This is a genomic window from Alteromonas sp. 5NW40-0090 (genome assembly GCF_057552975.1).
In genome coordinates this window covers 218,512-234,767 of record NZ_BAAJLT010000001.1, presented here as the reverse complement: position 1 = coordinate 234,767, position 16,256 = coordinate 218,512, and the positions used below count along the sequence as shown (strand labels likewise).

12 protein-coding genes and 2 tRNA genes are annotated in these 16,256 nt (G+C 44.6%); 5 read left to right on the top strand and 9 right to left on the bottom strand.

Features of this window, described 5'->3' with window-relative positions:
* Position 1: 1 nt before the first annotated feature.
* The 7 genes from AC27KT_RS01005 to AC27KT_RS00975 form a co-directional block, all read right to left on the bottom strand.
* Positions 2–886: an RnfABCDGE type electron transport complex subunit G gene (locus AC27KT_RS01005; RefSeq protein WP_487126648.1), complete on the bottom strand. Its 885-nt coding sequence runs from the start codon at positions 884–886 to the stop codon at positions 2–4.
* Positions 886–1,968, bottom strand: coding sequence for an electron transport complex subunit RsxD (gene rsxD, locus AC27KT_RS01000; RefSeq protein WP_487126646.1), 1,083 nt, complete (start codon positions 1,966–1,968; stop codon positions 886–888). Before rsxD ends, AC27KT_RS01005 begins: the two co-directional genes overlap by 1 nt.
* Entirely contained in the window at positions 1,968–4,448 is a 2,481-nt protein-coding gene (gene rsxC, locus AC27KT_RS00995; RefSeq protein WP_487126976.1) for an electron transport complex subunit RsxC, read from the bottom strand. The genes rsxD and rsxC overlap by 1 nt, the downstream gene beginning before the upstream one ends.
* A gap of 5 nt (positions 4,449–4,453) precedes the next feature.
* The gene (rsxB, locus tag AC27KT_RS00990) at positions 4,454–5,035 is read right to left on the bottom strand and encodes an electron transport complex subunit RsxB (protein WP_487126644.1); all 582 of its coding nucleotides are present in this window, start codon (positions 5,033–5,035) and stop codon (positions 4,454–4,456) included.
* On the bottom strand, positions 5,035–5,616 hold the full coding sequence (gene rsxA / locus AC27KT_RS00985; RefSeq protein WP_014975993.1) for an electron transport complex subunit RsxA: 582 nt from the start codon (positions 5,614–5,616) through the stop codon (positions 5,035–5,037). The genes rsxB and rsxA overlap by 1 nt, the downstream gene beginning before the upstream one ends.
* Positions 5,617–5,809: 193 nt before the next feature.
* Positions 5,810–5,886 (bottom strand) — tRNA-Asn (locus AC27KT_RS00980).
* A 27-nt stretch (positions 5,887–5,913) separates the two neighbouring features.
* Positions 5,914–5,990, bottom strand: a tRNA-Asn gene (locus tag AC27KT_RS00975).
* A 998-nt stretch (positions 5,991–6,988) separates the two neighbouring features.
* Here AC27KT_RS00975 and AC27KT_RS00970 point away from each other — a divergent pair.
* The 3 genes from AC27KT_RS00970 (at position 6,989) to AC27KT_RS00960 (ending at position 11,752) form a co-directional block, all read left to right on the top strand.
* Positions 6,989–8,371 (top strand): MATE family efflux transporter, encoded by a 1,383-nt coding sequence (locus AC27KT_RS00970; protein WP_039226571.1) that lies wholly within the window; start codon positions 6,989–6,991, stop codon positions 8,369–8,371.
* A 95-nt stretch (positions 8,372–8,466) separates the two neighbouring features.
* A complete protein-coding gene (gene uvrB / locus AC27KT_RS00965) occupies positions 8,467–10,482 on the top strand; it encodes an excinuclease ABC subunit UvrB (RefSeq protein WP_014948785.1) in 2,016 nt (671 codons plus the stop codon).
* Between the two features lie 343 nt (positions 10,483–10,825).
* Positions 10,826–11,752, top strand: coding sequence for a LysR family transcriptional regulator (locus AC27KT_RS00960; protein WP_458730210.1), 927 nt, complete (start codon positions 10,826–10,828; stop codon positions 11,750–11,752).
* Between the two features lie 108 nt (positions 11,753–11,860).
* Here the strand turns inward: AC27KT_RS00960 and queC are convergent, their stop codons facing one another.
* Positions 11,861–12,517, bottom strand: coding sequence for a 7-cyano-7-deazaguanine synthase QueC (gene queC, locus AC27KT_RS00955; protein ID WP_487126640.1), 657 nt, complete (start codon positions 12,515–12,517; stop codon positions 11,861–11,863).
* Positions 12,518–12,612: 95 nt separating this feature from the next.
* On the opposite strand from queC, the gene queE reads away from it, so the two are divergent.
* Positions 12,613–13,287, top strand: a complete 675-nt coding sequence (queE, locus tag AC27KT_RS00950) for a 7-carboxy-7-deazaguanine synthase QueE (protein WP_487126974.1) — start codon at positions 12,613–12,615, stop codon at positions 13,285–13,287.
* Between the two features lie 74 nt (positions 13,288–13,361).
* The gene (locus AC27KT_RS00945) at positions 13,362–14,258 is read left to right on the top strand and encodes a type 2 periplasmic-binding domain-containing protein (RefSeq protein ID WP_487126638.1); all 897 of its coding nucleotides are present in this window, start codon (positions 13,362–13,364) and stop codon (positions 14,256–14,258) included.
* 67 nt (positions 14,259–14,325) lie between these two features.
* Here AC27KT_RS00945 and asnB read toward each other — a convergent pair whose 3' ends face one another.
* Complete coding sequence (gene asnB / locus AC27KT_RS00940; protein WP_487126636.1) at positions 14,326–15,996, bottom strand: asparagine synthase B; 1,671 nt, start codon at positions 15,994–15,996, stop codon at positions 14,326–14,328.
* Between the last annotated feature and the right edge of the window lie 260 nt (positions 15,997–16,256).

Below are 16,256 nucleotides of genomic sequence, written 5' to 3'. Positions count from 1 at the left end.
GTTATAGCTCCTCTACACTATGAGGTTGAGCCTCATTCACGTTAATCGCATCAATCGTTTCAACGGAATCTGTATTTGCGCAGGTGTTAGGAGCGTTGAAAAGTGCAGATTGGTTGGCCTGTGCATAAAGCAAGGCTTCGCGTACTGCTCTTACTACTGCTCTCGGCGTGATGGTAGCGCCAGTGAACTGATCGAACTCACCACCGTCCTTTTTGACCTGCCAAGGCGCCAAATTGTCGGGTGAAAAAGGCCTGTCACTGAACGTCGTTATCCAGTTGCTAACGGCAAGCTCTATTTTATCGCCAAGCCCAGGGGTTTCTTTGTGTTCGATAACGCGCACGCCAAGCACCCTCATACTGATGCTATTAGTGTTGGGCGCAGAAATATCGGACGCATTCTCGTCTTGCTGAGATGACTTCTGAGGTGTTGAGTCAAGCTCGGCCAACTCCGAGAGCGCTAACGCGGTGATATTGAGATTTTTGCTCTCACCGTCGAGCGAGTCAGTACTCAAGCTGCCTGGTGTGTTTCCACCAACTTGTGTATCCACTTTTACACCAACAACGATATCGATATCTCCACTGTATCCGTCTGGAGCAGTGGCTTCTAATACTAATGCGCTAGGTTGGCCATTTAACGTCGCACGATATATTTTGTGGGCTTTTTTGTTGCCAAGTTCAGGTGCATTGACCTCTGTGCAGTTGGCGTAAAGGGCATTGTCGTGGAATTCGCTAGGCACGACTTCATTAAGTACGCTTAGCAGTTTTTGCTGCTTTTGTTGCTCAATTTTATCTTGGGTGCCAAAAAATGTGAGTGCTATTAATGCTGTGGTAACAACGGCAAACGCACCTAACATAAGGCCGTTTTTGGCCAGGCTTTCTTTCATCATTAGTGTTTACCTCGACCTTTTACGTTTTTGCCGTACACGCGAGGACGGGTATAGTAATCAATCAAAGGCACCGCCATATTCATAATAATAACCGCAAACGCGACAGCATCAGGGTAACCACCAAAGGTACGGATTATTACCACCCAAAAGCCAATCGCTGCACCAAATATAATGCGGCCTCTTGGTGTTGTTGACGCTGAAACCGGGTCGGTGGCGATAAAGAAGGCGCCTACCATTACTGCACCGTTAAACAGGTGAAATAGCGGTGAAGCGTAGTAATCGGCGTTTGCTAAATGAAGCAGTGATGCACAAACAAACACGCTTAGCAGCATACCTCCCGGGATATGCCAGCTGATAACGCGGGTCTTCCATAGGTAGAGGCCACCAAGTAGGTATGCAAGACTCACCATTCCCCATCCAGCACCAGCAGCTTCGAATACCCCGCCATCGAAGATTGGCTTCGCTAATGACTCTGAGTATGTTACGCCTTGCGTTAGGTCGGTTTTCAATGTGTCTAACGGTGTAGCCATGGTTACACCATCGGCAATGGTTTTGAGTTGAGTGACATCGTATCCGCTAGTAGTAAAACCAGTAAATATGAGTGATACCGAATCAAAGAAACTTGGCGTAATGCCAGCGTGAGTCGCAGGAGGCAGCCATAGGCTCATAGCCGCAGGGAATGAAATAAGCAGCACCACATACGCAATCATGGCAGGGTTGAAAATATTAAAGCCAAGCCCGCCGTAAACCTGTTTAGCCACCGCAATAGCGAAGAAAACACCCGTTACTGTCATCCACCAAGGTAGGGTAGGAGGAATACTAATTGCGATGAGTAAGCCGCTTAATACTGCGCTGTAATCTGTTAATGTGCGCTCGATGGGGCGATTTCTTAAAAATAAAATCACGCCCTCAATGACCAGTGCACTCACTACCGCAATGATGGCTTGAATGAGCATTCCCCAGCCAAAAAAGAAGGATTGTGCAATTATGCCAGGGAGCATGGCATAAATAACCATACGCATGACTTGGCCAGTATCGCGTTTAACCCGTTGGTGTGGTGAACTCGATAAACTTAACTTCATTATGATTCTTTCTCTTGTTCAGCTGCTGCTTTTTTTGCTTTAGCCTTTGCTACTGCAGCTGCAATGCGCGCCTTTTTCTCTTCAGCTTGATTTGACGAGACTGCGTCGTTAGCGTCAGTCTCGACATCAGGACTCGATGCTTGCGTTTTTTGCGAAGCGGCCTTTTTAGCTTTCGCTTTCGCTACCGCCGCTGCGATCCTAGCCTGCTTTTCATCTAGCTGTTCTTTGGACTGACTGTCTGGTTGCTCATCTAATTGAGTTGGCGCACTCTGCACTGAAACTGACTTATCAGGTTGCCCGTCATCGCTATTTTTAGCTGCTTTTTGCGCTTTAGCTTTAGCGATTGCCGCGGCAATACGCGCTTTTTTCTGCGCTTCAGCGGTTAGCTCTGAATTAGCTTCAGTATCGGAAAGTTCAGTATGTTTTTCGCCTTGAGAGCCCGCAGGTTTTTCTGTTGAAGATACTTCAGACTGGCTGGCTTGCGCGGCTTTTTTTGCTTTTGCTCTAGCGATAGCGGCAGCAACTTTAGCTTTTTTCTCATCTTCTGGCGATGATGACTGATTACTTGGCTGGTCTGTGGTTGATGGTTCGACAGCGCTTTCATCTTGCGTTTCGTTTTGAGCTTGTGCGGCTTTCTTCGCTTTTGCTCTTGCGATTGCTGCAGCAACCTTTGCCTTTTTGTCATCTTCTGGCGATGACGCCTGTTCAGCTTGCTTATCCGCGCTTTCAAGTTGAGCTTCGTTCTGGGCTTGTGCGGCTTTTTTCGCCTTTGCTCTGGCAATAGCTGCCGCTACTTGTGCTTTTTTATCATCTGCTGCAATGCTTGGGTTGTCGGTATTTGTTGTATTACTGTCACCCTTTGCGTTGGCCTGCATAGCCGCTTTCTTTGCTTTCGCACGCGCAAGCGCCGCCGCTACTTTGTCCTTTGCCTCATTTGAACCTGAATCGACAGCGCTATTCACATTATCGGCTACAGCATTTTCTTCTTTGGCTTTGTTGGCGGCTAAACGTGCTTCTTTTGCTTTTCTATGTTTTTCTTCGCGCTCAAGTTTTTCGCGCTCTAAACGTTCTTTACGTGCTTCAAAACGCTGTTTAGCCTTCTCAGCCTTGTTCTTTTCATCACGCTGAATACGTATTTCGGATTTAGCCTGGCGGTAATAATGCACCAATGGGATTTCACTGGGGCAAACGTAAGCGCACGCGCCGCACTCTATACAGTCGAAAAGGTCGTATTCTTCGGCTTTGTCGTATTCTTTTGCTTTGGCGTGCCAAAACATTTGTTGGGGGAGCAATGACGCAGGGCATGCGTCGGCGCATGCGCTACAGCGAATACAGGGGCGCTCTGCATTGTCGTCTACCAGCTCTTTTTTTGCTGGAACCAGCAAACAGTTTGTGGTTTTTACTACGGGGATCGAAGCGTCTGATAAGGTAAAGCCCATCATAGGCCCGCCCATAATCACTTTAGGTGCTTTCTGTTTTTTCGGGTTGTAGTTTGCTTCATTCAATAGATGAGAGACGGGCGTACCCAACAACGCTCTAAAATTGCTTGGTGATTCAACGGCTTCACCAGTTACGGTTACAACCCGTTCAATTAGCGGCTTACCGTGTAAAATAGCGTCTGCAATGGCATAGCAGGTACCCACGTTGAACATCATCACGCCTACGTCGGCAGGCAACCCATTTCTCGGTACTTCTCGCCCAGTCAGTACCTGAATCAGCTGTTTTTCTCCGCCGGCAGGGTATTTAGTTTCAACGCTAATAACGCGATAGTCTTTCTTATCCTGACAGGCAATATTAAGTGCTTCGAAAGCCTCGGGCTTGTTGTCTTCAACGGCCACCACAATGGCCTTCGGCCCAATAAGGTGAGTAAGAATGTCTAGACCCTGGCGTATTTGCCAGGCATGCTCACGCATCAATCGATCATCAGAAGTAATGTAAGGCTCGCACTCAATCCCATTTAAAATAAGAAACTCAACAGGTTTAGACGTTGAGGTTTTTATATGGGTAGGGAAGCCGGCACCACCCATTCCTGAAATTCCTGCTTGGCAAATAGCTTCTATAAGCTTGTTCTTATCTATGTCGCTATAATTTGCTATTGGAGATAGGTCGCACCATGTGTCTTTACCGTCAGGACGTATCGAAATACACATTTCTGTTAGGCCGCTAGGGTGCGCTACAACATGTGGTGCAATCGCAACAACCTCGCCTGAGGTTGGCGCATGAACTGGCACAGAAAAAGGCGATGAGCTTTGCGAAAGAATTTGGCCTTTCAATACGCTATCGCCAACTTCTACGCAGCAGATACCGTCTGAGCCAATGTGCTGCCTTAAAGGAACAATCAATAATTCGGGTAACGACGGTTTCTTTATTACTGATGTATTAGATAGAGATTTCTTATCGTCGGGATGTACGCCACCTGGAAATGAGTACATCTTTCCCGCTTCGAGGGTCTCTATAATTGAATCAAAACTTGGATACATCACAATTACGACACCATTTTGATGGGAATATCACCTTTAGGCGATGATTCAAAATCCCACTTCCATGTAGAAGTTGTTTGAACAATTGGTACCATGTCGATACAGTCGACAGGGCAGGGATCTACACATAGGTCACACCCTGTACATTCATCAGTAATAACCGTGTGCATGTGTTTGGCGGCACCTAAAATGGCGTCGACAGGGCAGGCCTGAATACATTTGGTACAGCCGATACATTCGTCTTCGCGTATAAACGCGACTTTTTTAACGTCTTCTTCACCGTGAGCAGCATCAAGAGGTTTTGGTTCAACCCCCATCAAATCTGCGAGCTTTTTAATCGTTGCCTCGCCACCAGGTGGGCACTTATTAATATCATCACCGTCTGCAATTGCCTCAGCATAAGGCTTGCAGCCCGGATATCCGCATTGGCCACACTGAGTTTGTGGTAGTACGGCATCTATTTGCTCAACAAGTGGGTCGCCCTCAACTTTAAAGCGGATGCTCGCGTAGCCCAGAACCAAGCCAAAAATAAGCGCAAGGACGCCAATGGCAACAACGGCGAATATAATAGCGGTAGATATCGTCATTACACTTTCACCAGTCCACTAAAGCCCATAAATGCGAGAGACATGAGACCAGCGGTTATCATAGCGATTGAGGCACCTTTAAAAGATACAGGTACATCAGCAGCAGCTAGACGCTCACGCATGGCCGCAAATAACACCAGTACTAGAGAGAACCCTACAGCAGCGCCGAAACCATAAATAAGACTCTGCATGAAATTATGCTGTTCGGTAAGGTTTAATAGCGCTACACCAAGCACTGCACAGTTGGTTGTGATAAGAGGAAGGAAAATACCTAACAATCTATATAAGGTAGGGCTGGTTTTGTGCACGACCATTTCTGTGAACTGAACCACCACCGCGATAACAAGAATAAAAGCAAGCGTTCTAAGGTAACCGATGCCCAGTGGAGCAAGTAAATAGGTTTCCACTAGGTAGCTCGACGCAGAGGCAAGGGTGAGTACAAATGTGGTGGCCATAGACATGCCCATAGCAGTTTCAAGTTTGCCAGACACACCCATAAACGGGCATAAGCCGAGAAACTTAACCAACACAAAATTGTTAACCAGTACTGTACCAATCAATAGCAGTAAAAATTCAGTCATGAATAACGCAATTCCTTCGAGGAATTTTGACGGACAATGCCCGCGAATTAAAAAGAAAAACAGATTAGGTCTATTATCCCTTTTTAGAACGGGTTTAACAACTTGATTGAATTAGGGTTATTTAATGTCTAAACGCGTTGTTTTAGGAATTAAAATAGAATGAAGTGGGTGAGGCGATTAAGAGCCAACTAAGTGGCTCCCCCTCCCCGACTCGAACGGGGGACCTGCGGATTAACAGTCCGTCGCTCTAACCAACTGAGCTAAGGGGGAATCGACACCTAAGTTGTTTGCTGAAGTTGGCTCCCCCTCCCCGACTCGAACGGGGGACCTGCGGATTAACAGTCCGTCGCTCTAACCAACTGAGCTAAGGGGGACCTGTGCTTCAACGGAGGCGAATATTAAAGACGTACTTAGGAACTGTCAACAACATAAATGAAATATTTGTGCTGACTGCGCAAAAAATAGCTTTTTACGGCTTTTATGTTCATTTTGTCGTCAATGCTGAGAAAGTGATGGTTAATAACTGCACATTATTCCCTCATCGCTTATGAACAAGAGGTTGTTTTAGTAATTGATAGTTTTACCATCTCGTTTACTTATATATCTCACTTAAGTTAAAGGGTATAACTAAATAGAATAAAAAAGCGCTTCCATACTGGTATTATGTACAGGTTTTAATAAATCTGTAACCTGTACCTGAGGATTAAAAGGTTAGTCACCACTTACGTGCTGAGAAATTAATCGAGCACGAAATCCCGCCGAATATGGTCTGGCGTTAGTTATCCACTAAATCTGTGGATAACTATGTTGATAGCTTAGAATCGCTGTAGTTATTTACGAGATCGCTTACGTATTGATCTAATCAGGTTATGGCGTTATTAAGTGGATAATCTTTTTAATACAAAGCTTTAGGGTGTTTTTTTTGATCTTGTTTCCCGATCAGAATAGATCGGTTGAACAAAAATTAGCTTGTGTGTTAATTCAACGAATGCCTAAATGCTATTCAATGAAATCCATCTTAATTCTCAACGCCTTACATTTTGTTAACATTTTTGTGTGTCTTTTAAACGCTCTATTTGGATAGCTCGATGTGCCCGAGACGTTTTGCCTGCATATTAAAAGTGAAACAGGATAGAAATTAAACTGTAATGAAAACATACGCACGAGTTTTGATTTATTTTTACAAAAAACTAGTAGTTTTGTGGCGTAGCCAGCGAAATGGTTCATCGCACGTACTTTTGTCAAAAACATCGCTTTTTATACAACCCTCTTATGCTTTGTTTTGTTTGTCGAATACGCATAGCTAAATAGTGTTCACTCTTTTACACTAACGCGCAATTGATGAGGGGATTTTTAGTTTGCCGGAGCTCAAGTGATAAAAAGTAACGCTAAACAACGTACTTCCGACTTATTGGAAGGAGATATAGGTACTACGTTAAAGCGTATGACTATTCCCATGATTCTGGGAATGGTAATGATGATGAGCTTTGGACTTATCGATACCTTTTTTGTGAGCTTGTTGGGCACCGACCCTCTAGCTGCTATTAGTTTTACCTTTCCCGTTACTTTTACCGTAATAAGCCTAAACATAGGTTTAGGTATTGGTACCTCTGCAATTATAGGCAAATTACAGGGCAGTAAAGAAATAACCAAGTCTCAACATTATGCGACGGGTTCATTAATGCTGTCCGTTTTGCTTGTGGGTGCATTAGCTGCAATTGGCTTTTTCACCATAGAGCCTGTGTTCAAGTTGCTTAATGCAACAGACAATCTCATGCCTTACATATCTGACTATATGGGATTATGGTACTTGTCGAGTATCTTTCTGGCCATGCCGATGGTGGGCAATAGTGTGCTGCGAGCGTGTGGCGATACCCGCACACCCAGTATTGTTATGGCGGCAGGCGGCGGATTAAACGCGTTGCTTGATCCTATATTCATTTTCGGCCTTGGGCCCATTCCAGCAATGGGAATAAAAGGCGCGGCACTCGCTACCTTCATAGCGTGGATAGTTGGTGCATTATGGATTCTTTATATTTTAGCCGTTCGTCGAAAGTTGATGTTGCCTCGACTGCTGACACTTGCCGAGCTGCGTGATAGCAGCCGTGAAATTCTCAAAATAGGACTACCTGCGGCGGGTGCTAATATGCTTACCCCTGTTGCCGGTGGCGTGATGACAGCTGTAGTTGCTGGTTACGGCGCCGAAGCGGTTGCAGCGTGGGGAGTAGGAAATAGAATGGAGTCTATTGCAAGTATTGTTGTGCTAGCACTTTCCATGACACTGCCTCCATTTATCAGTCAAAACGTTGGGGCAGGCCAAGTAGAACGGGTAAAAACGGCATATTCGCTTACATTAAAATTTGTTCTGGTTTGGCAGTTCGCCATTTTTCTTGTTATGTGGGGACTGTCTAGCTGGATAGCCGTCGCTTTTGCTAATGAAGCAGAGGTAAGCGTACTAATACAGTTGTTTCTTATGATTGTGCCGCTGGGTTATGGCATGCAAGGCATTATCATTCTGACTAACTCATCGTTGAATGCCATGCATCGTCCAATGACGGCATTAACGTTAAGTGTCATCCGCTTATTTGTTTTCTTCGTACCTATCAGCGTTGCGGGTAGTTTTCTATTTGAACTGAAAGGGTTATTTGCAGGAACAGTCATTGCCAATATTGCAATGGCGTGTGTTTCATTTGTTGTTTTCAAACGTGCGATTACTCAGTTTGAATCAGATAAAGAAACGTCTGAGCACAGCTAATACCAGAGCGGCTATTTAAGGTTGTGCGGTTTTAATGTGAGTAGTTTGACCGCAAGCAAGATGTTAAGCAGTAAGCTAAAGAAAAGGTTAAGTAAATGAGTAGAGGGTTTGAGCTTCATTCTAAATACAAGCCAGCAGGCGACCAGCCAAAAGCAATAGAAGCTTTGGTGGATGGCCTAGAAAGTGGCTTGGCCGGCCAAACACTGCTAGGTGTTACGGGGTCGGGTAAAACCTTTACCATGGCTAATGTCATTAAAGAAGTGCAGAGACCAACGCTTATTCTTGCACACAACAAAACCTTAGCTGCTCAGCTTTACGGTGAGATGAAAGAGTTCTTCCCCAACAACGCCGTAGAGTACTTCGTTTCATATTATGATTATTATCAGCCAGAAGCCTACGTTCCAAGTACAGATACCTTTATTGAGAAAGACGCATCAATCAATGATCACATTGAACAAATGCGACTGTCCGCCACTAAAGCGTTGATGGAGCGCAGAGACGTAGTCATTGTAGCGAGTGTGTCGGCTATTTATGGTTTGGGGGACCCTGAATCCTACATGAAGATGCTATTGCACCTTCGCCAGGGCGACACCATGGACCAACGTGACATTTTACGTCGCCTTGCAGAACTGCAGTACAAGCGTAACGATTTAGCCTTTGAAAGGGGTACGTTCCGTGTGCGTGGCGATGTTATAGATATTTTCCCTGCGGACTCTGAAAAGCAAGCCGTAAGGGTCGAGCTTTTTGACGACGAGATAGATAAAATTAGCCTGTTCGACCCGCTAACCGGGGCTGTCGATAAGTCAGTTATTCGAGCAACGGTTTTTCCTAAAACGCATTATGTAACCCCACGAGAGAAAATCCTCAATGCTATTGAGCATATCAAGGAAGAACTTGGCGATCGCAAAAAGCAGCTTCAGGAGGCGAACAAGCTGATTGAAGAGCAGCGTATTTCACAGCGAACCCAGTTCGATATCGAGATGATGATGGAGCTTGGCTATTGTTCTGGGATCGAGAATTACTCTCGCTATCTTTCAGGAAGAGCACCGGGCGAACCACCTCCAACCTTATTGGACTATTTTCCAGCAGATGGCCTAATGTTTATCGACGAGTCTCACGTAACTGTCTCTCAAGTAGGGGCAATGTATCGCGGGGATCGCTCTAGAAAAGAGACCTTGGTGGAGTTTGGTTTCAGGCTGCCGTCGGCATTGGACAATCGTCCGCTTAAGTTTGAAGAATTTGAACAGATTTGTCCCCAAACCATCTATGTTTCTGCGACGCCAGGCGATTATGAATTAAAGAAAACTGACGGTGAGATAGTAGAGCAGGTCGTACGTCCAACAGGTTTGCTAGACCCTGTTATTGAAGTACGGCCTGTAGCCACTCAGGTTGATGATGTCCTGTCTGAAATTCAAAAGCGGGTAGAGCTTGACGAACGTGTGCTTATTACTACCTTAACCAAGCGTATGGCTGAAGATTTAAGCGAGTATTTAAATGAGCATGGCGTTAAGGTTCGTTATCTGCATTCGGACATCGATACCGTAGAGCGAATTGAAATAATCCGAGACTTGCGGTTAGGTAAATTCGACGTGCTGGTTGGTATTAACCTGCTGCGTGAAGGTCTAGACATGCCGGAAGTGTCTCTTGTGGCTATCTTAGATGCCGACAAAGAAGGCTTCTTGCGCGCTGAACGTTCGTTAATCCAGACTATTGGTAGAGCCGCGCGTCACGTGAATGGTAAAGCTATTTTGTACGCTGACAGTATTACCAAGTCGATGAAAAAAGCGATGGACGAGACCGAGCGCCGTCGTGAGAAGCAAATGGCGCATAATGAGGCAAACGGTATTACGCCAATGCGACTTAATAAGCCTATTACCGACATTATGGACTTAGGCGACTCTGCACACCCTGCGTCAGGTAAAGTCAGACTGCGCAAAGTTGAAGAGAAGAAAAAACAGCAGAAAACAGCTAGTGCCACTGAGCTGATGGACCAGATAACCGAGCTTGAAAAGCAGATGTTCGAATATGCTCGAGAACTCGAATTTGAAAAAGCTGCATCATTGCGTGATGATATAGAAGCGCTGAGAAAGCAGGTAGTTACACTGTCCTAGTCCACACTTATCGAAAGATAACGACACTCTTTTTTCGCTGCAATGTGTCGAGAATTTATCTAGGCCTGTTGATCTATGATGTAATGCAAAGGTCAACAGGCCCTAGTATGCGTGCTTTAGTATTAAACTAAATAACTCTTACTGAGCTTAAGCGTATTTCTTCTTTAATGGCCTTTATATTCCTATAGATATTCTGGGTTTAATGCCGACCTGGCTAGCACAAATTTGTAATTTTCATCACATAATGAGACGAAAAGCCGTAAAATATCGTTGTAATAGCGCAATTAGTTACATATAGTTCTAGCTTGAGTATCGATAACTATACCTATAAACAGGTGCTAATATGCTTAATCGTCTTCAGGAGTCAGATATCAAGCTACTGCGAGTGTTTTACGCGGTAGCGAGCTGCAACGGATTTACTGCGGCAGAACCTGTGTTGCGTATGCAACGCCCCAATATCAGTGCCGCAATCAAAAAGCTAGAAGAGCGTTTAGACTTGGTGCTATGCCACCGTGGCCGTGGTGGCTTTCAAATGACAAAAGAAGGCGAGGTGGTTTTTCAAGAAACCAAGCGCATCTTCAATGCCTTCGACAACTTTGTGTTCAACCTGAAATCGCTGCACGATGACTACTCCGGCCATATCACGCTAGTGTTAATGGCGGGCCTTCCACTTTCAATGCATTTAGCCGTGAGTAAAGCGGTTAAAAGTACTATGAAGAAGTTTGACGATATTCATGTGAATATTCAAACACGTCTTTACAACGAGGTTGAACATGTCGCGCTATCTGGCGAATGCCATCTTGTTGTTTCAACCTACGATATGGTTAAGCCTGAATCAGTAACTTTCCACCCCGTCGGGATTAAGACGGAAGGACGATTGTACTGCGCGCCAACTCACCCTTTGGCGAAGTATCGCGATACTGAGTTACCAGAAGGCGTTAAAATTGGTGACTATCCTGCTATCGGAATTTCAGGCTTATCGTCAGCTAACTATATCGAAGATGAAACCAGGCTATCTATCCAGACCTTCTCTGATTCATTTGACGCAGCAATGTCGGCGATAATGACCGGTGAATACATAGGTTTGTTGCCAGATTATATGGCAAAAGAGCAAGGGGCGGCGCTAGGACTTGTTCCAATTGCGCAGGGGAGTTTATTTAACTTCAGTCACGAGTTGTTTGTTATGAATGGCAAAAACACACGGTTAAATCCGGTCTTACGTCACTGTATTAAAGAGTTAAGCTATTTTATTTCTGAAAGTCAGAAGTAGATTTATCAACGCAAGCGATATGAAAACACCTCTTGTCTGAACGCGTCTAAAAACACGTAAACAAGGGGTGCTTTTTTATCGGACAACGTGTGCCGGTTAGCGCAACGTTTATTCGTACTCTAAAGGATCGATTGCATCGTTTTCTTTAAATGCCTCTAGGCGTTCTTCGCACGCTCCGCATTTTCCACACGCTTTTTCCCTGCCATTATAACAGGTCCAGGTCTGTCCATAATCCAGTCCCATCGACAAGCCGTCCGTTAAAATAGCCGTTTTGCTGTCGTCAATATAAGGCGTCATAATAGTAACGGGAGTATAGTTAGCAATCCCGCATACATCATTCATTTTATGCACGAATTCAGGGCGGCAATCTGGATAAATGGCGTGATCGCCAGAGTGAGCACCATAATAAACTTCGTTAGCCTCTAAACTTACTGCGTAGCCAACGGCTAGTGAGAGTAATATCATATTACGATTTGGCACCACGGTTTGCTTCATGCTTGGCTCTTCATAGTGGCCTTCTGGTACGTCGATATCTGACGTGAGGGCAGAGCCACCGATAAGCGTATTTATAGCGCTAATATCAACAATTTTGTGTGGGACATTTAGGGATTTGCATACGTTCGCCGCATAATCTAGCTCTTTTTTGTGGCGTTGACCGTAGTTAAAGCTCAGTGCATGAACTTTTTTACCTGCTTTAAGCGCTCTGTGCAGCACTGTGAAGGAGTCCATGCCTCCTGAATAAATAACAACAACGTTTTCTGACATAGTTTTTCGAAGATTTAAGAAATTATGCCCGAATTTTATGTGATCCTTGGTAAAATCCCAACATACAATCGTTAAAGGGTATCAAATTGTCTGTAATGTCCACATTAAACATCAATGAGATGTTTGAAACTATCCAGGGTGAAGGTGCTCACACTGGTATTCCTTCTATCTTTGTTCGTTTACAAGGCTGTCCTGTGGGCTGTCCATGGTGTGATACCAAACACACATGGGAAATTAAGCCTGACTTGAGCGTGTCGCCACAAGCTGTGATCACAAAGGGCGAAGAGTCTGAAACTTATTTCATCTCCAGTGAGGAGGCTTTGCTGGCTGAGTTTGGGAAACAAGGCTATATGGCAAAGCATGTGGTTATTACCGGCGGTGAGCCATGTATGTACGACCTACGTCCTCTGACGAGCCTACTTCACGACAACGGGTACACGACACAAATAGAGACCAGCGGTACTTTTGAAGTACTTTGTGACACACGTACGTATGTGACGGTTTCTCCTAAAATAAACATGAAAGGCGGATATGACGTCTTAGTAAGTGCGCTTGAAAGAGCGAATGAAATCAAGCACCCCATCGCCATGCAAAAGCATATTGACGAGCTTGATGCGCTGCTTGCTAATGTATCGTCACTAGACGGAAAACAGGTTTGTTTACAACCAATTAGCCAACAGAAACGAGCCACCGAACTTGCAGTGCGTACTTGTATTGAACGTAACTGGCGGCTATCTTTACAAACACATAAATACATTGGTATTGAATAGGTGTTTAAGGCGCGCAGGCTTTACGAGTAAACTTATCTCGCGCTGAAGTACTCAAATTAACAAGGTACATGAAGATGCATAGCTTTAATCTGCTAAAAAAAGCCCTAATAGCGGCCTTCACGTTATGTTCTTTTACTGCTGCATCGATTGCTGAAGCCGCTACTTGGACAATCACTTATCCGCGTCCTATAGACGACTCAGATGCCCGTGCCCAATACCCTATTGCTCTGCTTAAGCTCGCTCTTGATAAAACGGGGGTAAATTATGAGCTGCGCCCTTCTGATCGTATATTGCTGACCGGCAAAGCGATGCGTCAGCTGCGTGAAAACAGAGAAGTTAACGTAGTATGGAGCATGACGGATAGCCAGCGCGAAAAGGAACTGACCCCCATTCGTATTCCAATCGCAAAAGGGCTTATAGGTCTTCGTGTTTTCGTTATTAACGAAAATAAAAAGGCGAAGTTCAACGATGTGCTGTCGCTGACCGATATGCGTAAACTCGTACCGATTCAAGGCGAAGAGTGGCCAGACACCAAAATTCTTCAAGCCAGTGGGTTTAATGTATTTACTGTGCCTGAATTCCGCGAAGCGTATGACATGATTAAACAAGGGAAAGGGGACTTTTTTCCTCGTTCTGTTATGGAAGTAAATGCAGAGCTTGAGGCGGAAGGTCGTCGTAACAATCTTTATCTTGAGCCTACAATGGCGCTGTATTACCCCACCGCTATGTATTACTTTGTAAGCTCAAGTAACAAGACGTTAGCGAATCTTATTGAAACAGGCCTTAACCGAGCCATTGAAGATGGCTCTTTTGATGCGTTGTTTGAATCTACCTACGCCCCAATCTTAGCGTCTTTGGGGGTTAATGAGCGTAAAATTTTCACTCTCGAAAATCCGTTATTACCTATTGAGACCCCTCTTACTAATTCTGCTTTATGGTATAAACCAACAAGAGAAGCATCAAAAGAATAAATAGACAATAAAAAACGCGGCGTAGGCCGCGTTTTTTAAATATTAGATCTGCTTGTACGATTGTCTATTAAGACTCGCCTGCGTGGACGCCTTTCATCGAACGGCCAGAAGGATCTGCGTTGTTTTTAAAGCTCTCATCCCACTCAAGCGCCTCTGCTGTACTACACGCAATAGATTTACCGCCTGGTACACAGCGCGCCGCACTTTCTTGAGGAAAGTAGCTCTCGAAGATAGTGCGATAGTAGTAGCCTTCTTTTGTGTCTGGTGTGTTGACTGGGAAGCGGAACTCCGCTGTTGCAAGTTGCTGGTCAGTCACTTCGTTTTCAACGAAATCACGAATTGAATCAATCCACGAATAACCTACACCATCACCAAACTGTTCTTTTTGACGCCACAGTACTTCCGCGGGAAGGGTTTCGCCGTTATCAAATGCTTTACGAAGGATCCACTTCTCCATTTTTCCATCTAGACACATTTTGTCTTGTGGATTTAAACGCATAGCTACGTCAATGAAATTCTTATCTAAGAATGGCACACGAGCTTCTACACCCCATGCTGATGTGGCTTTGTTAGCACGCGCACAGTCAAACATGTGAAGTCGATCTAGCTTACGTACTGTCTCTTCGTGGAATTCTTTGGCGTTTGGCGCTTTATGGAAATATAAGTAACCACCAAAAATTTCATCAGAACCTTCACCCGATAGCACCATCTTAATGCCCATCGCTTTAATCTTGCGTGTCATTAAGTACATTGGAGTAGCGGCGCGGATCGTTGTTGTATCGTAGGTTTCCAAGTGATAGATAACATCACGGATGGCATCTAAACCTTCTTGAATAGTAAAATGGATTTCATGGTGAACGGTACCAATCATATCCGCCACTTTCTTCGCGGCTTTAAGATCAGGAGCACCTTCAAGACCTACAGCAAAACTGTGCAGACGAGGCCACCATGCATCTGTCTTGTCTTCATCTTCAACACGTTTAGCTACGTACTGTGCAGCGACTGCAGAAACCAATGATGAGTCTAAACCACCTGAGAGAAGTACTGCGTAAGGTACATCAGACATCATGTGTGACTTAACCGCTTTCTCGAATGCTACACGTAGCTCTTCTAGGTTGCTGGTGTTGTCTTTTACGTTGTCGTATTCCATCCAGTCGCGTTTGTAGTACTTAGTGATTTTACCTTCTTTGCTCCACAGGTAGTGGCCAGGAGGAAACTCACTGATTGTTTTACATACGCCTGCTAACGCTTTCATTTCCGATGAAACATAGAAGTTGCCGTGTTCATCATATCCCGTATAAAGCGGAATAATGCCAATGTGGTCACGGGCAATAAGGTATGCATCTTGTTCTTCATCGTAAAGAATAAACGCAAACATGCCTTCTAAATCATCAATAAAGTCGATACCTTTTTGCTGAAAAAGCGGAAGGATAACTTCACAATCTGAACGGGTTTTAAATGGATACGGCTCATCTAAGTCAGCGGCTAGCTGCTTGTGGTTATAAATCTCGCCGTTAACAGCAAGAATTTGCTTATCGTTTTGGCTGATAAGAGGCTGAGCCCCTGTATCTACGTCGACAATCGCCAGTCTTTCGTGACAAAGAATGGTATTGTCATTATTCCAGATACCCGACCAGTCAGGGCCACGGTGGCGCAAAAGTTTTGATAAATCGAGGGCTTGGGTTCTGAGTTCAGACACATCGGTTTTGATATCAAGGATACCGAAAATACCACACATATAACGGATTCTCTCTGTTCACTTGTTGAAAAAAATAAATTGAAGTTTTTTCTGTCGGTACTCGCGTACGAGTGGGCGAAGGATTGTTTTTATTCTTTTTTCGCGTGCCTTGAATGTGCCAGTCTGGCAGGAAATTGCAAGTACATTATGATGAGAAAATGGAAATACTTATTCCTTTTATCTCAAAATAGCCGTTTATTAACATTTTTATCCTATTTCGAGTGCATAAATAAATAGCGCGTGAGTTTACTGAATAGTAA

Bases quoted from the DNA above. Each gene is read 5' to 3' on its own strand.
- AC27KT_RS00960 (WP_458730210.1), top strand. From the start codon at position 10,826: ATGCTTAATCGTCTTCAGGAGTCAGATATCAAGCTACTGCGAGTGTTT.
- rsxD (WP_487126646.1), bottom strand. From the start codon at position 1,968: ATGAAGTTAAGTTTATCGAGTTCACCACACCAACGGGTTAAACGCGAT.
- rsxA (WP_014975993.1), bottom strand. From the start codon at position 5,616: ATGACTGAATTTTTACTGCTATTGATTGGTACAGTACTGGTTAACAAT.
- rsxB (WP_487126644.1), bottom strand. From the start codon at position 5,035: ATGACGATATCTACCGCTATTATATTCGCCGTTGTTGCCATTGGCGTC.
- AC27KT_RS00945 (WP_487126638.1), top strand. From the start codon at position 13,362: ATGCATAGCTTTAATCTGCTAAAAAAAGCCCTAATAGCGGCCTTCACG.
- queE (WP_487126974.1), top strand. From the start codon at position 12,613: ATGTCCACATTAAACATCAATGAGATGTTTGAAACTATCCAGGGTGAA.
- queC (WP_487126640.1), bottom strand. From the start codon at position 12,517: ATGTCAGAAAACGTTGTTGTTATTTATTCAGGAGGCATGGACTCCTTC.
- asnB (WP_487126636.1), bottom strand. From the start codon at position 15,996: ATGTGTGGTATTTTCGGTATCCTTGATATCAAAACCGATGTGTCTGAA.
- uvrB (WP_014948785.1), top strand. From the start codon at position 8,467: ATGAGTAGAGGGTTTGAGCTTCATTCTAAATACAAGCCAGCAGGCGAC.
- rsxC (WP_487126976.1), bottom strand. From the start codon at position 4,448: ATGTATCCAAGTTTTGATTCAATTATAGAGACCCTCGAAGCGGGAAAG.
- AC27KT_RS01005 (WP_487126648.1), bottom strand. From the start codon at position 886: ATGATGAAAGAAAGCCTGGCCAAAAACGGCCTTATGTTAGGTGCGTTT.